General features: G+C 67.9%; 17 protein-coding genes and 1 pseudogene. 14 read left to right on the forward strand and 4 right to left on the reverse strand.

All coding sequences use genetic code 11. The features are described from left to right. Window positions 1-534: 534 nt before the first annotated feature. From dctP to ACN0RJ_RS20585, 5 genes are all read left to right on the forward strand, one after another. Window positions 535-1,548, forward strand: a complete 1,014-nt coding sequence (dctP, locus tag ACN0RJ_RS20565; protein ID WP_417722954.1) for a TRAP transporter substrate-binding protein DctP — start codon at window positions 535-537, stop codon at window positions 1,546-1,548. A 54-nt stretch (window positions 1,549-1,602) separates the two neighbouring features. Next, window positions 1,603-2,235 carry a TRAP transporter small permease subunit gene (locus tag ACN0RJ_RS20570; RefSeq protein ID WP_417725510.1) on the forward strand — a complete coding sequence of 211 codons (633 nt, stop codon included), beginning with the start codon at window positions 1,603-1,605 and terminating at the stop codon, window positions 2,233-2,235. Then, complete coding sequence (locus ACN0RJ_RS20575; RefSeq protein WP_417722956.1) at window positions 2,232-3,629, forward strand: TRAP transporter large permease; 1,398 nt, start codon at window positions 2,232-2,234, stop codon at window positions 3,627-3,629. Before ACN0RJ_RS20570 ends, ACN0RJ_RS20575 begins: the two co-directional genes overlap by 4 nt. A gap of 239 nt (window positions 3,630-3,868) precedes the next feature. After that, window positions 3,869-4,057, forward strand: coding sequence for a PLD nuclease N-terminal domain-containing protein (locus ACN0RJ_RS20580; RefSeq protein WP_417722957.1), 189 nt, complete (start codon window positions 3,869-3,871; stop codon window positions 4,055-4,057). A gap of 21 nt (window positions 4,058-4,078) precedes the next feature. After that, window positions 4,079-4,243, forward strand: coding sequence for a DUF1328 domain-containing protein (locus tag ACN0RJ_RS20585; protein ID WP_417722958.1), 165 nt, complete (start codon window positions 4,079-4,081; stop codon window positions 4,241-4,243). 160 nt (window positions 4,244-4,403) lie between these two features. On the opposite strand, the gene ACN0RJ_RS20590 is transcribed toward ACN0RJ_RS20585, so the two are convergent. Continuing rightward, entirely contained in the window at window positions 4,404-5,204 is an 801-nt protein-coding gene (locus ACN0RJ_RS20590) for a response regulator (protein ID WP_417722959.1), read from the reverse strand. Window positions 5,205-5,283: 79 nt separating this feature from the next. Between ACN0RJ_RS20590 and ACN0RJ_RS20595 the strand changes: the two genes are divergently transcribed. From ACN0RJ_RS20595 to ACN0RJ_RS20615, 5 genes are all read left to right on the forward strand, one after another. Beyond that, complete coding sequence (locus tag ACN0RJ_RS20595) at window positions 5,284-5,481, forward strand: NepR family anti-sigma factor (protein ID WP_417722960.1); 198 nt, start codon at window positions 5,284-5,286, stop codon at window positions 5,479-5,481. After that, entirely contained in the window at window positions 5,478-6,035 is a 558-nt protein-coding gene (locus tag ACN0RJ_RS20600) for an RNA polymerase sigma factor (RefSeq protein ID WP_417722961.1), read from the forward strand. Before ACN0RJ_RS20595 ends, ACN0RJ_RS20600 begins: the two co-directional genes overlap by 4 nt. Window positions 6,036-6,117: 82 nt before the next feature. Further along, on the forward strand, window positions 6,118-7,860 hold the full coding sequence (locus ACN0RJ_RS20605) for a histidine kinase dimerization/phosphoacceptor domain -containing protein (RefSeq protein ID WP_417725511.1): 1,743 nt from the start codon (window positions 6,118-6,120) through the stop codon (window positions 7,858-7,860). Then, window positions 7,844-8,812, forward strand: coding sequence for an amidoligase family protein (locus ACN0RJ_RS20610; RefSeq protein ID WP_417725512.1), 969 nt, complete (start codon window positions 7,844-7,846; stop codon window positions 8,810-8,812). Before ACN0RJ_RS20605 ends, ACN0RJ_RS20610 begins: the two co-directional genes overlap by 17 nt. After that, window positions 8,809-9,537 (forward strand): gamma-glutamyl-gamma-aminobutyrate hydrolase family protein, encoded by a 729-nt coding sequence (locus ACN0RJ_RS20615; RefSeq protein WP_417722964.1) that lies wholly within the window; start codon window positions 8,809-8,811, stop codon window positions 9,535-9,537. The genes ACN0RJ_RS20610 and ACN0RJ_RS20615 overlap by 4 nt, the downstream gene beginning before the upstream one ends. Window positions 9,538-9,561: 24 nt before the next feature. Here the strand turns inward: ACN0RJ_RS20615 and ACN0RJ_RS20620 are convergent, their stop codons facing one another. After that, window positions 9,562-10,239, reverse strand: coding sequence for a PRC-barrel domain-containing protein (locus tag ACN0RJ_RS20620; protein ID WP_417725513.1), 678 nt, complete (start codon window positions 10,237-10,239; stop codon window positions 9,562-9,564). A gap of 497 nt (window positions 10,240-10,736) precedes the next feature. Between ACN0RJ_RS20620 and ACN0RJ_RS20625 the strand changes: the two are divergent. Further along, window positions 10,737-12,250, forward strand: a pseudogene (locus ACN0RJ_RS20625) (aldehyde dehydrogenase (NADP(+))). A 126-nt stretch (window positions 12,251-12,376) separates the two neighbouring features. Here the strand turns inward: ACN0RJ_RS20625 and ACN0RJ_RS20630 are convergent. Beyond that, the gene (locus tag ACN0RJ_RS20630; RefSeq protein ID WP_417725514.1) at window positions 12,377-14,998 is read right to left on the reverse strand and encodes an AAA family ATPase; all 2,622 of its coding nucleotides are present in this window, start codon (window positions 14,996-14,998) and stop codon (window positions 12,377-12,379) included. After that, entirely contained in the window at window positions 14,995-16,131 is a 1,137-nt protein-coding gene (locus ACN0RJ_RS20635; protein ID WP_417725515.1) for a metallophosphoesterase family protein, read from the reverse strand. The genes ACN0RJ_RS20630 and ACN0RJ_RS20635 overlap by 4 nt, the downstream gene beginning before the upstream one ends. Before the next feature lie 203 nt (window positions 16,132-16,334). Here ACN0RJ_RS20635 and ACN0RJ_RS20640 point away from each other — a divergent pair, with 203 nt between their 5' ends. From ACN0RJ_RS20640 to ACN0RJ_RS20650, 3 genes are read left to right on the forward strand one after another with little or no spacing between them, the layout of a single operon-like run. Next, window positions 16,335-16,484: a hypothetical protein gene (locus tag ACN0RJ_RS20640; protein ID WP_417722406.1), complete on the forward strand. Its 150-nt coding sequence runs from the start codon at window positions 16,335-16,337 to the stop codon at window positions 16,482-16,484. Beyond that, entirely contained in the window at window positions 16,481-16,642 is a 162-nt protein-coding gene (hemP, locus tag ACN0RJ_RS20645) for a hemin uptake protein HemP (protein WP_417722405.1), read from the forward strand. Before ACN0RJ_RS20640 ends, hemP begins: the two co-directional genes overlap by 4 nt. A 51-nt stretch (window positions 16,643-16,693) precedes the next feature. Continuing rightward, complete coding sequence (locus ACN0RJ_RS20650; RefSeq protein ID WP_417725516.1) at window positions 16,694-17,953, forward strand: imelysin family protein; 1,260 nt, start codon at window positions 16,694-16,696, stop codon at window positions 17,951-17,953. The last annotated feature ends 14 nt before the right edge of the window (window positions 17,954-17,967 follow it).

Below are 17,967 nucleotides of genomic sequence, written 5' to 3' on the forward strand. Positions count from 1 at the left end.
CGACCGCGCATACATCTCGTCATACCGCGCCGCATCGACATGCGCACCAGACGTGAACGACGGCGACGGCGGGTAGGTCCCTGCGTGGGGTTGTTCGTCTTTCATGAGTTCCTCCCTCATTCTGTGTGACGCCACGGCAAGTGACGATGTCCATCCCGCTTCGAAGCATAGCGCATTCCGAAAAGATTGAAATAAGCCGGTGTAAATCAACAATTTATTTGTAAAGTATTTTCGTTACCGCCGGACAATCTGTAAATTATTTTGCCCGGCGTTTCAAAATCCCAGTGGATTCAACGCTCTCGCGACGGGCCACCGGGGTGCCGCAAGGGAACTACCGCAAAAGTTGTAAACCCCGAGGCGCCCCGACCGGATGGGTTGGGGTGTGACAAAAGGATGCAGTATCCCGCGGTATACCAAATTTGCGGCGGCAAGGGCATTTCGGGCCGACTCGGGCTTCGGGGTTGCGCGATGGGTCCGAATGGCTAACCTCGACGCCCAAGGCGGCAAGAACCGCCGGACAACGGGAGGAACACCATGAAACACCTGACCACCACGCTTACCGTGGCGGCGATCACCGCTGCGTTTGCCACCGAAGCGGCCGCCACCGAATGGAACGTATCCGTCTGGGGCAAGCGTCGTGCCTTCACCGAGCACATTCACAAGCTGGCCGACCTCGTCGCCGAGAAGACCAACGGCGAATTCACCATGAACATCTCGTACGGCGGTCTCAGCAAGAACACCGAGAACCTCGACGGGATCTCGATCGGGGCCTTCGAGATGGCGCAGTTCTGCGCCGGCTATCATCCCGACAAGAACCGCGCGATCACCGTGCTGGAACTGCCGTTCCTCGGGGTGAACACGCTGAAGGAAGAGGTGGCGGTCAGCCATGCCGTCTATGCCACCCCCGCCGTCGCCGACGAGATGGCGCAGTGGAACGCGCGGATGCTGATGACCAGCCCGATGCCGCAGTACAACCTTGTCGGCACCGGCGAGCCGCGCCGGACGCTGGCCAGTTTCGACGGCATGCGGGTCCGCGCCACGGGCGGCCTGGGCGAGGCGTTCTCGGCCGTCGGCGGCGTGCCGACCTCGGTGACCTCTTCCGAAGCCTACCAGGCGATGGAATCCGGCGTGGTCGATACGGTGGCCTTTGCCCAGCACGCGCATCTCAGCTTCGGGACGATCAACGAGGCCGACTGGTGGACCGCGAACCTCAACCCCGGCACGGTGAACTGCCCCGTCGTGGTCAACATCGACGCCTATGACGCGCTGAGCGACGAGGAGCGGGCGGCGCTGGACGGCTCCGTCGACGAGGCCATCGCCTACTATCTCGAAACCTACGGCAAGCTGCTTGCGAAGTGGGACGAGGTGCTGGCCGAGAAGGATGTCGAGAAGGTGGTGATCGCCGATGACCAGCTTGCCGAGTTCAAGACCGTCGCCATGCCCATCCATCAGGCCTGGATCGAGGAGATGACCGCGCAGGGCATTCCGGGGCAGGAACTCTATGACCTCGTGAACGAAACGCTGGACGCACAGCGCGCCTCCAACTGATGCAAACGGGCCCCGGCGCGATGCCGGGGCCCTCCTTTTTCCGAAAGGATCGGCATGGCTGGTGCATCCGCCGTGCTGAGCGACGACTCGTCCCTCAGCAGACTGGACCGCGGGCTTCTCAAGCTCGAAACGACCTTCGCCTTCATCTCGGGCCTCGGCGCCTTCGGGCTGATGTTCCTGGCCGTCGTCTCCGTCGTGGGGCGCAACGGCTTCAACGAACCGCTGCGCGGCTATGTCGACTGGATCGAGACAGCGATGCCGCTGATCGCGATTCTCGGCATTTCCTACGTCCAGCGGCAGGGCGGGCACATCCGCATGGATATCGTCGTCGGCCAGTTGCGGGGCCGCGCGCTCTGGGCGGCCGAGATGATCACCACCTTCGGCATCCTGCTGCTGATGGCCGCGCTGGTCTGGGGAAGCTGGGCGCATTTCCTGCGCAGCTTCGACATGACCAAGCCGCTCTGGTCGCGCGACAGCACCATCGACATCGGCCTGCCGCTCTGGCCGGCCAAGCTGATCGTGCCGGTGGCCTTTGCCATCATGTGCCTGCGGCTGGTCCTGCAGCTCTGGGGATACGGGCGGGCCTTCGTCAGGGGGCTGGAGCATCCGGTCGCCGTGCCGCTGGTACAGAGCGTGGCGGACCAGGCCGCCGAAGAGGTCGCGCATATCCAGGGACATGACTCATGAGCAGCATCGACATCGGGCTCTGGGTCACGGGCGGATTGCTGGTCATGGTGGTGCTCGGCATGCGGGTCGCCTTCGCGGCGGGGCTTGCGGGGCTGGTCGGGCTGATCTGGATCTTCTGGGCCAAGCGCAGCTACGATCCCGAGATGCTGGGCTGGGCGATCGAGGTCGGCATCAAGACCGCGGGGCAGGTGCCCCATGGCAAGGTCGCCAACCAGGCGCTGAGCCTGATCCCCACCTTCATCCTGATCGGCTATCTCGCCTATTACGCGGGCCTGACAAAGGCGCTGTTCGAGGCCTGCAAGCGCTGGTTCGCCTGGGTGCCCGGCGGGCTGGCGGTGTCCACGGTCTTTGCGACGGCGGGGTTCGCGGCGGTGTCCGGCGCCTCGGTCGCGACGGCGGCGGTCTTTGCCCGCATCGCCATCCCCGAGATGCTCAAGATCGGCTATGACAAGCGGTTCGCGGCGGGCGTCGTCGCGGCGGGCGGAACGCTCGCCTCGTTGATCCCGCCGTCGGCGATCCTCGTCATCTACGCGATCATCGTGGAGCAGGACGTCGGCAAGCTGCTGCTCGCCGGGTTCCTGCCGGGGGTGTTCTCGGCCATCGTCTACGCGATCCTCATCATCGGCATGGCGCTGACCATCCCCGGTTTCGGCCCTCCGGTGCGCGGGTTCACCTGGCGGCAGCGCTTCGCCTCCCTGCCGCCGGCGCTGCCCATCGTCGCGGTGGTCGTCATCATCATCTTCTTCGTCTACAACCCCTTCGGCGATGCCTGGGGCACGCCGACCGAAGGCGGGGCCATCGGCGCATTCATCATCTTCTGCATGGCGCTGCTGCACGGGATGCGGGGCCCCGAGCTGAAGGATGCGCTGATCGAGACGGCCAAGCTGTCGATCATGATCTTCACGATCATCTGGGGCGTGCTGGTCTACGTGCGCTTCCTCGGTTTCGCGGACCTGCCCGGAGCCTTTGCCGACTGGATCACCTCGCTGCATTTCCCGCCGCTGGGAATCCTCGTCTGCATCCTGCTGGCCTATGCCGTGCTCGGCATGTTCGTCGATGCCATCGGCATGCTGCTGCTGACCCTGCCGGTGGTCTACCCGGCGGTCATGGCGCTGAACGGCGGCGAAACCGTCAGCGCGGCCGAGAGCGCCTTCGGCATGAACGGAACCATGTGCGCGATCTGGTTCGGCATCCTGGTGGTGAAGATGGCGGAGTTCTGTCTCATCACGCCGCCGATCGGGCTCAACTGCTTCGTCGTCGCGGGGGTGAGGCCCGAGCTAAGCGTGCAGGACGTGTTCCGCGGGGTGACGCCGTTCTTCGTGGCGGATGCGATCACCATCGCGCTGCTGGTGCTGTTTCCGCAGATCGTGCTCTGGCTGCCGTCCTTCGCCTGAAGCCGAACGACCGCGCCCGTCCGGCCGGCCCCCGAACCGGGCCCGCCGGGCGGCGCTGAATTCCGCAGTCCGGCGCGGAACCTTTTTCGAGATCGCGGCGTTTGACGAACACAAGCCGATGGGGAGGACCACCGGCGAAATCAAGGGATGACGGAGCGTACGGCAGCGACCGTAGGCCGGTGGTGAATCCACCGGGCTGGCCACGCCGTCCGGGCCGTCGACGCAAAGGAGCTTTGCACATGGAATTTGCCGGTATCGGGGGCTTTATCGTCCTTCTTCTCGACATCTGGGCGATCGTGTCCGTGATCGGATCGCGCGCCAGTACCGGAGCAAAGGTGCTCTGGACGCTTCTCATCATCGTACTGCCCATCTTGGGCTTCATCATCTGGCTGATCGCCGGGCCGCGTGCCTCGCGCAGCCTCGCCTGATAAAAGATCGGAGGAAATCAAATGCTTTACTGGGCTGTTCTGTTCTTCATCGTCGCCATCGTGGCTGCCGTCTTCGGCTTCGGGGGAATTGCCTCCGCCTCGGCAGGCATCGCACAGGTACTGTTCTTCATCTTCCTCGTGCTGTTCGTGGTGACGCTGATCATGCGCCTCGTCCGCCGGGTCTGAACCGGTACGATAGGATGAGCGGAAGGGGCGTCACGGGATCGTGGCGCCCCTTTCATTTCGACCGCCCGCCTGTTCGACCGTCGCGGGACAACGGAAAAACCCCTCTCCCGCGGGGGAGAGGGGCCTTGGCCGTCGAACCGAGGGAAGGTCGAGCGGTGCCTTACGCCTTGAGCGTTTCGGTCGAAGAGAAGAACATCGCCTGGCTCACGGCCGAGCGGACCTGCTCTTCGGAATAGGGTTTGGAGATGAGGAAGGCCGGTTCCGGGCGTTCGCCGGTCAGCAGACGCTCGGGGAAGGCGGTGATGAAGATCACCGGACGATGGCCGAGTTCGCGCAGGATGTCGTTGACCGCGTCGATCCCGGAGGAATTGTCCGCGAGCTGGATATCGGCAAGGACCAGATCCGGCGTCTCGCGCGAGGCAAGGTCGACGGCGCCGGTGCGGGTGCGTGCGACACCGACCACCTGGTGCCCGAGATCGGCGACGATGCTTTCGAGATCCATCGCGATGATCGCCTCGTCCTCGATGATGAGCACGCGACCCGATACCGCATCGGCCATTTCCTGGCGGGCGAGACCCACGAGATGTTCGGCTTCGCTGGTTTCGATCTGCATGATCTCACCGACCTGCGCGAGGGTGAAATCCTCGATCGTGTGCAGGAGGAGCGCTTCGCGGCTGTTGGTCGTCAACGCGTTGAGACGGGCCTGCGCCTTGGCGCGGGGCCCGTTGTCATCCTCCACCACCGGCGCACCGGTGGAAATCCAGATGCCGTGGAATACCTTGAACAGGCCGACCTTGGGATCGGACGCGGTGGCAATCTCGTCACGGCTGGCAAGGATGGCCTCCAGCGTTGCGGCGGCATAGTTGTCGCCGGTTGTCTGGCTGCCCGTCAACGCGCGCGCATACCGCCGGAGGAACGGCAGGGCTGCTCCGATCGTCTGGCTCAAATCAGCCTTTGTCATTCGGAAGGTCCTTTTTTTCGATCTTTTCGGGAACCAAACGCCGGTTCCCCGCATTGGTTCCCAGAATTTCCAGATTATCGTGCAGGCGCGCAAGAAAGAAGTAAGGGACACCATGGGTCACGAACGCAGAAAGACGGCGGAGTCGGAGGTCATCGACGAGAACCTTCGCCGGGTTTACGAAGACATGCTCGAAGACAAGGTCCCGGATCGCTTCCTCGACCTCATTGCCCAGTTGCGTTCTCAGGACGGCGACTCCGGCAGCGGAGAAAATGCATGAGCGGCGATCCGAGAGACGAGATCGTCGGGCACCTTCCCGCGCTTCGGGCCTTTGCCCTGTCGCTGACCCGAAACGGCGCCCTTGCCGATGACATGGTCCAGGACACGCTGGTCAAGGCGTGGTCCAAGATCAGCACCTTCCAGGAAGGGACCAACATGCGCGCATGGCTGTTCACCATCCTGCGCAACACCTATTACTCCAACCGTCGCAAGGCCGGTCGCGAAGTGTCCGACGCCGACGGCATCTTCACCGAAAGCCTGTCCGAGAAGCCCGCCCATGACGGCCGCCTCCAGCTTGCCGACTTCCGCCGCGCCTTCATCCAGCTTTCGGACGAACAGCGCGAAGCATTGATCCTTGTCGGCGCGCAGGGCTTCTCTTACGAAGAGGCGGCAGAGACGTGCGGCGTTGCCGTGGGCACGATCAAGAGCCGGGTGAACCGGGCGCGTGCCCGGCTGACCGAACTGCTCAAGATCGACGACGAGGATGAACTTGAAATGACGGATCACGCGACCCTGGCCGTTGTCGTCGGACAACGCTCCGCCGGGATGCGTTGATCGGATGGAACGCCCCGGTTCGCCGGTGCGCTCCACGACTGGAGTAGAGCAAGAAGTCATGTCAAACGCTGGAGGGGTGCGCATGCGCCCCACGGGTCTCGCAGCGCGCATCATCCTGTTCCTGTCGCTCGCGCTCGTCCCGATCGGCCTGGTTGCCTATTACCAGACGGCAAAGCTCCAGCAGGAAACGCGGTTGCGCTCGCAACTCAGTCTCGTCGCCCTGACCGAGGCGGCCGCGCTCGGCGAGCGCGAGACGATCCTGCGCGCGCAGGGCGGGGCGCAGGCGATCGGGGCGACGCTGGGGCAGGATGTCGATGCGGCGGAGTGCGCTCAGAAGCTGCGCCAGTACATCTCCGCCTCTCCGGGTTACACCTTTGCTGCCTTTCTGACGGTGGACGGGCGCGTGCCCTGCGCCACGCCCGAAACGCCGGTCCGGGTCGAGGGAAATTCGCGGCTCGAGCGGCTCGTCGGCTCGCCCGGCGCGACGGCGTGGTTCAACCCCGATGCGCCGTTCAGCAAACGCCCGGTCATCGTCGTCGCCCAGCCGTTCTTTCAGGACGGCAACCTGGTCGGCCACGTGATCCTGTCGGTCCCCTCCGTGCTGCTGCCCAGCGGCGACAGCGGTGACATGCCGCCGCATTTCATCGACATCGTGACCCTCAACGAATACGGCGAGATTCTCTCGGCCCGCGGCGGCATGCAGGGCGTGGAGCAGCGCCTACCGGCGGATCTCGACCTGCGCAGCCTGATCGGCGCACGCGCCCAGAGCTTTGCCGCCCGCAGCGGCGACGAACGCACCCGGGTCTATGCCTCGACCACCCTCGTGCCCGGCATGATCCATGCCCTCGGGATCTGGGGAGAGGACAGCGACGAGGCGCGCGCCATCGCCGTCGGCGGCTTCGCGCGTTCGCTGCCGTTCCTGATGTGGGCCGCCTCGGTGATCGTCGCCTTTCTGGCCGTCAACCGGCTGGTGATCCGTCATATCCAGCGGCTATCCCGGCGGATGCGCTCCTTTGCGCGGACCCGGCGCATTCCCTACGGCACCAATGCCACGCCGATGCCGGCGGAACTGGCCGACATGGAGGCCGACTTCCTCGACATGGCCGATGCGATCCTGCGCGACGAGGCGCAGCAGGAAAATGCCCTGCGTGAGAAGACCATCCTGCTGAAGGAGGTGCATCACCGGGTGAAGAACAACCTGCAGCTCATCTCCTCGATCATGAACATGCAGATCCGCCAGTCCCGAAGCGCCGAAACCCGGGCCATCCTGCAGCGGCTTCAGGACCGGGTCCGCAGCCTGGCGACGATCCACCGCAACCTCTACCAGACCGAGGATCTCGGCCATGTCGATGCCGGGCGTCTGCTCAAGGACATGGTCGAACAACTGCGCCACATGACCGAGGTCGCCGGCGTCCGCACGGAGCTCGAGACCGAGGTCGAATCCGTCGAGGCAGTCCCCGACCAGGCCGTGCCGCTGTCGCTGCTCGCGGCCGAGGCGCTGACCAACGCGCTGAAATACGGCGCGGCGGGCAAGGACCGGACCGCCAAGGTTTCGCTGCGGTTCCGCCGCGAGGGGCTGCAGAAGGCGGTGCTCGAGATCGAGAACCGCCTGCCGCAACCCGGAGAGGCGACCGCCGGGTCGGCCGGCGACGAACCCTCGGGTCTCGGCTCGCGCCTGATACGGGCCTTCGCGACGCAGCTCGGCGGCACCCTGGAGCAGGGCGAGGTCGACGGCGTCTATCGGGTGCGCGTGGAATTCGCCGTCACCGATTTCACCCCGGACGAAACGACACCGAACACGATGCCGAATGTCCCTGACTTCTGAAACCGCCCCCCTGTCGCTCCCCCGGCCCGAAACCTCCGGGGGACAGCCGCGGCGCGTCGGCGTGGAACTCGAATTCTCCGGCATCACCGAGCAGAAGGTGATCGACACCGTGCGCACCGCCTTTGGCGGCACCGCCCGCGAAACCGGCTCCGGGCGTTGGGAGCTTTCCGACAGCGAGCTGGGCGGCTTCACCTGCTTTCTGGACAGCCGGCCGCTCGAAAAGCTCGACCGCGAGGGGCTCGGCCGCCAGTTGAGGGATCTCGCGCGCACCGTCGTGCCGGTGGAGCTGGTCACGGACCCTCTGCAGGTTGCCGACATCGCCCGTCTCGACGCGGTGCTCGACACCCTGCGCCGCGCCGGGGCGACCGGGACCCGCGCCGGGGTGCTGCTCGGCTTCGGTCTGCATTTCAATCCCGAGGTCGTCGCGCCGACGCTGGACGGCGTGCTGCCGACCATGACGGCCTATGCGCTGATCGAGGATCACATCCGCCAGATCGCCGATATCGACGTGTCGCGGCGGGTGTTGCCCTGGGTCGATCCCTGGCCCCGGGCGCTGCTCGATCGCCTCGCGGACCCCGACCACCCCGTCACCGACCTGAAGGGGCTGATCGACATCTACCTGCGCCTTGCCCCGTCGCGGAATCACGGGCTCGACATGCTGCCGTTCTTTGCCCATGCCGACCGCACCCGCGTCGCGCGGGTGATGGACATGGAGCAGATCGGCGCGCGCCCGACCTACCATTGGCGCCTTCCCGATTGCCGCATCGACGAACCGGGCTGGACCATCGCCGGGGAATGGAATCGCTGGGTGCTGGTGGAACGGGTCGCGGGCGACGCGGCGCTTCTCGACCGTCTCAAGGCCGCCTGGCGCGATCACCGCGCCTCGTTCACCTCCATGCGGGCCGACTGGGCGTCGAGATCGGGGCGGATGCTGCGCGAGGCGGGCTTGTGAGGCCACTCATCGGCGTCACGGTCTCGCGCCGCTCGGGCTGGCGCATCTTTCCCCTGATGGCGCTGTCGATCTGGCTGGGTGGCGGGCGCGCGACACGCTGGCAGGCCGGTGACGACGATGTCGATCTGGACAGCGTCGACGGCGTGGTGATCGGCGGCGGCGACGATATCGCCCCCGCGCTCTACGGCGGAGAGCTGCGCCTCGACGTGCGCCTGGACCCGGATCGCGACACGCTCGAACAGGAGGTGCTGCGTGGGGCCTTCGACCGGCGGCTTCCGGTGCTTGGGATCTGCCGGGGGTCCCAGATGCTGAATGTCGTGCTGGGCGGGACGCTGCACCAGGATGCCTACCGCGTCTACCAGTCCCGGCATTACCGCACCGTGCTGCCCCGCAAGCGGGTCGAGATCGGAGAGGACACCCTGCTCGCGCGCTCTGCACGGGCGCGCTGCCTCTATGTCAACGCGCTGCATTCCCAGGCGGTCGATGCGCTGGGCGAGGGTTTGCGCGTCGCGGCGCGGGACGATGGCGGCATGATCCAGGCGATCGAAAGGTCGAGCGATCCCTTCGCGTTGGGGGTGCAATGGCATCCCGAACACCTCTTTTACCGCCGCGCCCACCGCCGCATCTTTCATTCCCTCGTCGCGGCGGCCAAGGCGCGACAGGCCGACGCGGCTCAGGTCGCAGCTGCGGAACGCGAGGCCGCCGCTGCAACCGGGCCGCTCTGAGCGCGGCCCGTCGCACGGGGCGGATCAGTCGCCGAGTTCCATATCCGCGACCTGCGGCGCCCGCTCCACCTCTGCCTGCGACATCGTCAGAACCACATGGCCGCCGGTCTCTTCCGGGGCACGGTGGCTGATCGCGGAAAATGGCACGACACGGCGGCGGTGATGAAAGAAGCGGTCGTTGTCCACCACCAGCCAATCCAGCCGGTTGTCGTCGAACGCATGCAGCAGGTCGGCGACGATGCCGACCTCGCCGTCGCTGGCAAAGACCGGCTTGCCGAGCCACGAACTCAACCGTTCGAACCGCTCGCGCGCGGCCTCCGCGCGGGGATCCTCCTGCGGCGCATCGCTCGTGTCCTTTGCCATCGCCGCCATGGCGAGCGGGGCATAGGTGCCTCCGAACGGCCCGACGACGAGCGGCGGCATCGCCAGAAGCATCGCGTCCAACTCCGACTGGTCGCCCTCCCAGCGCGGTGCGCGGGCAAGGTCCTCATCGCCGAGATCCATGGTCAGGGTGCCGTTCGCCGGATCCGGGTCCCGCAGCATCGACGCCGCCACAAGGGCATCCGCCGACTTGCTGCCGCACAGCCCCACCGTCGCGTAGACGACGCGCCGCGTTTCGAGATCGAACAGCAGGTCGCTGATCGCATGGGGCCGGTCGTTCCGCGCCGTCCATCCGCGCAATTCCGAAAGACTGATGAGCATGAGACCGCTCCCTCCGATGTGTCACGTTTCAGCCACTAAACCGTGATCCCCCCGCATCGGTTCCGGAACCCGGGTCCGGACCGCGCGTTGGACCCTCGAACCAACGAAGGATCAACCGATGACCACGGATGTTTTCATCGCAGGTCTTCTCGGTCTCATCGTTATCGCAGTGCTGATCCTGGCGCTGACCGAAAAAAGCGAACGCGACAAGGACAGGCGCTGACGTGACCCGAGACGACCTTTGCGACCCACATCGCCCGCCACCGGGGCTTGAAGCCGGATCTTGGCGGGTACACATGATGACTGCATGAGGGACACGCCCGCTCCGGACCGTGTCCCTCATGCTTTTTCGCGAACTTGCGGGAAGTCGCCTTGACGCCCCCGGCGCGATTGCTGGTATACCATTCGCGAATCCTGTCATACAAGTTGACGGGCCCGTTTTCTTCGAAAGGCGCCGCCGCCGACCCCGGCGCGGTGCCGCAACAAAGGACCCAACCATGCTCGACAAATCCGTCTTCACCCCCCACGGCAAGCACCTGATTGCAGGCGAGTGGGTCGGGGGCGAGACCACCTTCACCTCGGAACCGGCGCATGGTCCCGCGCATGAGTATTCGGTCGGCACCCCGGCGCTGGTCGTGGCGCACCGCGGCCGAAGAGGCGTTCTGGACCTACGGCTACACCACGCGCGAGCAGCGCGCGCGTTCCTGAACGCCATCGCGGACGAGATCGAGGCCCGCGCCGAGGCGATCACCGAGATCGGCACGCAGGAGACCGGCCTCCCCGAGCGCGCCTCAACGGCGAGCGCGGCCGCACCACCGGCCAGCTGCGGCTCTTCGCGAGCCATATCCTCGACGGCGGCTATCTCGACCGCCGCCACGACGCCGCGCTGCCCGACCGCCAGCGCGTGCCGCGCCGGACCTGAAGATGGTCCAGCGCCCCATCGGCCCGGTCGCCGTCTTCGGCGCCTCGAACTTCCCGCTGGCCTTCTCGACCGCGGGCGGCGACACCGCCGCGGCCCTCGCCGCCGGCTGCCCGGTGGTGGTCAAGGGCCACTCCGCCCATCCCGGCACCGGCGAGATCGTCGCCGAGGCCATCCACGCCGCCATCGCCGCCACCGGCATGCCGGCCGGGGTCTTTCCTCATCCAGGGCGGCAAGCGCGACGTCGGCACCGCGCTCGTCCAGCATCCGCTGATCAAGGCCGTCGGCTTCACCGGCTCGCTCGGCGGTGGCCGCGCGCTCTTCGACCTCTGCGCGCAGCGTCCCGAACCGATCCCTTCTTCGGCGAACTCGGCTCCGTCAACCCGATGTTCTGCCTGCCCGAGGCCATCAAGGCGCGCGGCGAAGCCATCGGCACCGGCTGGGCCGGGTCGCTCACCATGGGGGCGGGCCAGTTCTGCACCAACCCCGGCATCGCCGTGGTCGCCAGCGGTCCCGAGGGCGATGCCTTCGTCAAGGCCGCCGCCGAGGCGCTGAAAGGCGTGTCCGGCCAATGCATGCTCACCGATGGTATCGCCAAGGCGTATACGGACGGTAAATCCCGCTTCGACGGGCGCAATGCGGTGAAGCCGGTGCTGGTGACCGACAGCGAAGGCCGCAGCGCCAGCCCCAATCTCTACGAGACGGACGCGGCAAATTACCTGCAGGATCATGCACTTGGCGAAGAGGTCTTCGGCCCGCTCGGCCTCGTGGTCCGGGTTTCGGACGCGGAGGAGATGATGACCCTCGCCAAGGGCTTCGAAGGCCAGCTGACCTGCACCATCCACATGGATCCGGGCGACACGGCGCAGGCCCGCGGGCTGATGCCGATTCCGAACGCAAGGCGGACGGGTGCTGATCAACGGCTTCCCGACCGGGGTCGAGGTCGCCGACACCATGGTCCACGGCGGCCCGTACCCGGCCTCGACCAACTTCGGCGCGACCTCCGTCGGCACCATGGCCATCCGCCGCTTCCTGCGCCCGGTCTGCTACCAGAACGTCCCCGACGACCTGCTCCCCGCCGATCTCGGCTGAGCCACGCACGGGCGGCGCCGGACAAGGGTGCCGCCCGTCCTCCTTCTTCGGTTCGAAAAATATCCCGGGGGAGTCCGCCGCAGGCGGACGGGGGCAGCGCCCCCCTTCGCTCGCCGGTCCCGCGCGCTACTCCGCGCCCTCCGGCAGCGCCCCGGCCGCATATCCCAGCATCTGCCCGCCGAGGTCGCGGAACGCCCGCTGACGGCAACTCAGTACGAGAATCTGCAGATCCCCGGCCTGCCGGTGCAGCGCATCGAACATCCGTTCGATCCGTGCATCGTCGGTGTAGACCAGCGCGTCGTCGAGGATCACCGGGGCCTGCCGTCCCGACCGGGCGAGCAGACGGGCAAAGGCCAGCCGCACCAGCAGCGCGATCTGTTCGCGGGTGCCGCCCGACAACTGCCCGATCTCCTCCTCGATCCCGTCGCGCAGCAGGCGCATCGGCAGCACCGTGTCCTCGTCGAAGACCAGTTCCGCGTCGGGCCAGAGCAGGCGCATCAGCGGCGCCAGTTCGCGCGTCACCGGTTCGAAATAGTGTTCGCGCGCCTCCGAGCGGGCAAGGTCCAGGACCTCCTTCAGCAACAGCAGCGCATCGCGTTCCGAGACAAGGCGCGCGAGGCGTTCGCGCGCCCGGTCCAGCGCCTCGGTCGTGGCTGACAGATCCTCTTCCACACCTTCCCCGGCGCGCAACTCGATCTCCGCATCCAGCCGGGCGCGTTGTTCCGTCAGGACCTGGATGCGCTCGTCGCTGCGGCGCACCACGTCCCGCGCGCGGGCAAGCGCGGCGCTTGCCGCGTCGAGGTCGGGCGCGGTGGCGTCCAGTGCCGTCCTCTCCGCGTGCAGCAACTCGGCCGCTTCGGCCGCGCGTTCGCAATCCGTCAGCAGCGTCGCTTCGGCGGCGTCGGGCTCGGCGGGAACGGCGGCGCGGGCCTCGTCCAGCCGACGCTCCGCATCCTCCAGCCGCCCGGCGGCGCGGGCCTCGGTCAGGCGCGCGGCTTCGACCCGCGTCCGGGCGGCCTCGGCGCGCGGTTCGCTCTCAGCGAGCGCCTTGCGTGCCGCGGCAACGGCGGCTTCCGCCGCCTCCGGCGCGGGCGCGTCGATCACCTCGGCGGTCGGGGGCGGGGGGAGGGCGTCCAGCGCGGTTTCCAGCGCCACGATGCCGTCCGGGGCGATGGCCTTCAGCGCCGCCAGCGCCTCCTTGCGGGCCGCCGTCGCGGCGATCCGGTCCCGCGCGGCCTCGCGCGCGGCGGCGAGCGACGGTTGCCCGCAGGTGGCCAGCGCCGCCGCAAGCGCCGAGCGCGCGGAGGCGAGCGCCGCATCCTCGGCGGCCGCTGCGCCCGGTGTGATCGTCAGCACCCCGAGACCGGGCAGATCGAGTGCGGTCTGCCGGTCCAGCGGTTGCTCGACGCCATCCGCCAGCGGGCGACCGGCGTGGTCGATCGGGTCCGCGCCGGGGGCATAGTCCATGCGCAGGCGGGGGGCGGCGCGGCTCAGCAGATCACGCTGCAGGCGTTCCTCGCGGGCGAGTCCCTCCAGCCTGTCCAGCGTGGCGGCATCCGGCCCGGTCGCCGCGGCCGTCGCGAGGCGCTGCGCCTCCGCGGCGTGGCGGCGGGCCTCGTCGAGGCGGGCGCCGATCTCCTTGCGGCGGGCCTCGGCGTCGCGGGCGCGCGCGGCCTGCTGCGCCGTCACCCGCGCCGTTTCCGCCGCGACCAGTGCGGCGCGATCCGCGTCGAGCTGCGCGCGGTGCCCGGCCATCTCGGCCTCGGCCTGCCGGCGCGCCTCCATCGCTTCGTCGGCGGCCCGTGCCAGTTCCGCCCGGGCGCGATCCGCTTCGGCCAGCGCCTTGCGGGCGGTCCGGAGCGTGGCCAGCCGTTCCTGCGCGCCGTCCCGGCGCAACTCCGCAGCGTGCAGTCGCTCGGTCGCCTGATCGCGGGTCAGGGCAAAGGCGCGGGCCTCCCCGGCGGCGGCCTCGGCGGCGGCGAGGCGCTCCTCCCTCGCCGCAACCGCCTCCGGCTCCTGCAGTTCGGCAAGCTCGGTGCGCAGCGCGCGGCGGCGTTCCATGGCGCCGTGCAGGTCGTCGGAAATGCGGCGCAGTTCTGCCAGACGGCTCTGCAGCGTCTCGGTCTCGTCCTCGGCGGCCTTGAGGGGGCCGCCCGCCTTCGACTTGCCCGAGGCGGTCACAAGCGCGCCGAGTTCCGCTTCGCAGGCCGCGAGGGCACGGTCCATGCGCCGTCCGCCGGTCAGCGCCTCGACTTCGCCTGCGACGGAGGACAACAGGTCGCGCCGGGCGCGGTGCGCCGCGTCGATCTCCTTCTTCTCGCCCTCGTCGAGCGACACCAGCCCCTGCCGTACCCAGAGCAGCCCCGCCGGGCCGCCCGTCTCCGGCGGCTCGGTGAGCGCGGCGATCCAGGCTTCGGCCTCGTCGGACTTGGCAACCAGGCGCCCGGCGGCGCGCACCTCCGCCAGCGGGCGCGACAGCCAGCGCTTGGTGACCGTGTAGACCGTGCCGCCGGTTTCCACCTCGACCGACACCAGGGGCGCGCCGCCGGCATGGGGCCGCAGGGCCATGATCTCTTTCGGCTTGCCGCGATGTTTCTGGAAGAACAGCGCGTGCAGCGCATCGAACAGCGTGGATTTGCCTTCCTCGTTCGGGGCCGACAGGACGTTGAGACCGGGCGCGATGTTGGAGATGGTGACCGGCGCGGTAAAGCGGCGCACATCCGAGAGGGTGACGGACAGAAGCCTCATGCGTCCTCTCCCGACAGCAGCCCGAACAGGCGGTTGAGCGCGGTCGAGGCGATTTCGCGGTCGCGCTCCGTCGCTTCGGGATCGCGGGCCCTGGCGGCAAGCCGTTCGGCGGCGACCCGCAGCGCCCCGCCGCGGTCGATGAGGTCGAGGTCGGTCGCCTCGACCTCGGTCGCAAGCCCCCCGGTGTCGAGCGCGAAATAGCCGAATTCGTGCGAGACCGCCTCGGCCGCGCGGTCGAGATCGGCACGCGCGGACAGCGTCGCGCGGCCCTGCGCCGCGATCCTGAGCAGCATGTCGCGCCGCGCCTGTCCGGTGGCGGGAAGGGCCCCGGCAAGCGCCGCCGCGCCATCCTCTCCGGGAAGCAGCGGGAGCGCTACGTCCTGCCAGTCGAAGCTGCCGGTCTCGACAGGCGTCACCTCGGGAGGGTGGCCGCGCCCGGCGAGGGTGATGGCCAGACAGGCGCCCCGGCCGCCGTGCCGGAACCCGTCCCGTTCCGGTGTCCCGGAGTACCAGCAGCGCGCATCGATGCGCATCTGCCCGTGCCAATCCCCGAGCCCGAGATAGTCGAGCCCCGCCGTCGCGGCCCGGTCGGGGGGGATGACCTCGTCCGCGCGCAGGGCCTCTTCCTCGAAGCTGCGGATCGCCCCGTGGGCGAGGCCGATGCGCAGCGTGCCCTCGGCGGTCGCCGCGTCCGTCATCCAGCGGGTCAGGTCGCGCCCGGGATAGCGCCGGGGCAGGGGGGCGGGCAGCAGGGTGACGCCGGGCGCGATCTCCTGCGGGGCGCTGTCGGTCAGCAGCCGCAGGTTTTCGGGCCCGCGCCGGGCGATCGCCGACCAGAGTTCCTCTTCGGCGAGGCTGTCGTGGTTGCCCGGCAGCATCCACCAGGTCAGGGCGGGGTCGGCGGCGATGGCGGCAAGCGCCTGCGCCAGCACCCGTGCAGACGGCGTGCCGCTGTCGAAACTGTCCCCGGCCAGCAGGATGTGCCCTGCGCCGTGATCCCGTGCCGCCTGCGCGAGTCGGCCGAGCGCGGCATGCCGCGCCTCGACCAGCCGGTGGCGGATATCCTCGGGGAGGGCGGCGAACCGGCGGCCGAGATGAAGATCGGACGCGTGAACAAGGCGGATGTCGGACATGGGCGCTCCTTCACGGCGGAGGATTGCCCGGGAATCGGGCGGAACACAACCGGAACCCTTGCCGGAATGGCGCCGGATGAAAGGCGAGTGAAATAGTCAGGTTGACAATTCCGATTCTTTTGCTCAGTTATGGGGGCATCCAGCCACCCCACGCCTCTGGCAGGGAAGCCCGATCCAGTGATGCGACCACATGGAGGCTGACGATGACCGGACAGGACCCGCGCACCGAGGTGCGCCCGATGCGAGACGAGTTGAGCGAGACGATGGCGATGATGCGGAGCGGCCTTTGGCCGGATGCGGCGGGGCTGGAACTCCTGCTGGACCGCATCGAACTGCGGAGGGCAGACAGATGATGGAAGCAAGGTTGAACCGGGAAACCGCGACGCCGGTCGTTGCCCGTCACGATGCCCGCTCCCTGACCGAAGGGGGCAATATCGCCGAGATCGACCTGGACGGTCAGATCTACACCCTGCGGATCACCAAGGCCGGCAAGCTGATCCTGACCAAATGAGCGCGCTTCGCCAGCCAAGACAAGAATGACAAGCCAACGAGGAACGACCCCATGAAATGCCTACTGACTTCGGGCCTTGCCCTGCTGATCGCCGCCCCCGCGCTGGCGGCGGACGACAAGGCGGCGGTGCTCGACACCTATGCCGACATCGCCCTGGCGGGCTACGAGGACAGCCTGACCACCGCCGAAGCCCTGAAGGCGGCCGTCGACGCGCTGGTGGCCGACCCGTCCGAAGCGACGCTGACCGCTGCCCGCGAGGCCTGGCGCGCCGCGCGCCCGTCCTATCAGCAGACCGAGGTGTTCCGGTTCGGCAACCCGATCGTGGACGACTGGGAGGGCAAGGTGAACGCCTGGCCGCTCGACGAAGGCCTGATCGACTACGTGGATGCCGGGTACGGCGGCGCGACCGATGAGAACCCGCTCGCGGCGGTCAATATCGTCGCCTCGCCGACCCTGACCATCGCCGGCGAGGAGGTCGACGCGACCGAGATCACCCCCGCGCTGATCGCCGACACCCTGAACGAGGCCGACGGCGTCGAGACCAATGTCGCGCGCGGGTATCACGCCATCGAATTCCTGCTCTGGGGGCAGGATCTGAACGGCACCGGGCCGGGCGCGGGCGACCGTCCCTTCACCGACTACGCGCAGGGCGATGCCTGCACCAACGGCCATTGCGACCGCCGTGCCGCCTATCTCGAAGCGGCGACCGCGCTGCTGGTCGAGGATCTGGAGACCATGGTCGGCAACTGGACCGAGGACGGGAAGGCGCGCGCAGCGCTGATGGAAAACCCCGATGCGGGCGTGGCCGCGATGCTGACCGGCATGGGCTCTCTTTCCTATGGCGAGCTTGCGGGCGAGCGGGTGCGCCTCGGCCTGATGCTGAACGACCCCGAGGAAGAGCACGATTGCTTCTCCGACAACACCCACATGAGCCACTATTACGACGGCGTGGGAATCCAGAACGTCTATCTCGGTTCCTACACCCGCGTGGACGGCTCCAAGGTCGAAGGGCCGTCGCTGTCGGAACTCGTCGCCGCCAAGGACCCCGCGCTCGATACCGAGGTCAAGACCAAGCTCGACGCGACCATGTCCGCGCTGACCGCGCTGCGCGATGCGGCCGAAGGCGGTTTTGCCTATGACCAGATGCTCGAAGCGGGCAACGAAAAGGGCGAGACGCTCATCATGGGTGTCGTCGACGGGCTCGTCGACCAGACCCGCAGCATCGAACGCGTGGTGAGCGCGCTCGACCTCGACCAGATCGAATTCGAAGGCTCCGACAGCCTCGACAACCCGGCCTCTGTCTTCCAGTAAACCGGAGGAACCAC

The sequence above is a fragment of the Salipiger sp. genome (genome assembly GCF_048261495.1).
Classification (GTDB): Bacteria; Pseudomonadota; Alphaproteobacteria; order Rhodobacterales; family Rhodobacteraceae; genus Salipiger.